The organism is Mesorhizobium sp. M0518 (assembly GCF_040321125.1).
Taxonomy (GTDB): Bacteria; Pseudomonadota; Alphaproteobacteria; order Rhizobiales; family Rhizobiaceae; genus Mesorhizobium.
Window position 1 is genome coordinate 1 of the sequence record NZ_JAMYQY010000070.1, and the last position, 536, is coordinate 536.

Sequence of the window (536 nt, forward strand, 5' to 3'; positions counted from 1 at the left end):
GCGACATGGCCCTTGAAGTCCATCTGCCACAGATCGTTGGGGGCGGCATGCTCGAAGCGCCCGAACGGCTTGGCTCCACCCCCGAGCAAACCCAGCTCGACGCCATTGCGGTGCAGGATCCCGGTCACCGTGGAAGGTGCAGGCGAACCGGTTCCCTCGCGCTGCAGGACCTTGGAGATCTTGCGTCCGCCCCAGGCCGGGTGCGCCCGGCGCATGCCAAGAACCGCCGCCTCGACTGCATCCGGGCTGCGCGCCGGGCTCGTCGCTGGACGGCGCGATTGCTCCGCAAGCCCAGCCTCGCCATGGGCGCGATACCGCGCGATCAACTTGTGACCACAGGTTCGGCCAATCCCGAAACGACGACAAAGCGCACTGACATTGCTGCCATCCTGCACCGCAAGACGCACAAACTCCAACTTCCCATCCATCACGCTGGTGTTCCCAAATGGCATCGCGAACCTCCCGGCGCAAAGCACGCCAAACTGTTCGCGATGTCCTCGCACACCTGTTCGCGATGTCTCCGGTCCAAACACCCC

Annotated in this window: 1 protein-coding gene; it reads right to left on the reverse strand. The window is 64.9% G+C overall.

Going from position 1 to position 536, the window contains the following annotated elements:
• On the reverse strand, positions 1-452 hold a 452-nt coding region (locus NKI66_RS32640; protein WP_352754085.1), incomplete at its 3' end, for a helix-turn-helix domain-containing protein.
• Positions 453-536 lie beyond the last annotated feature (84 nt).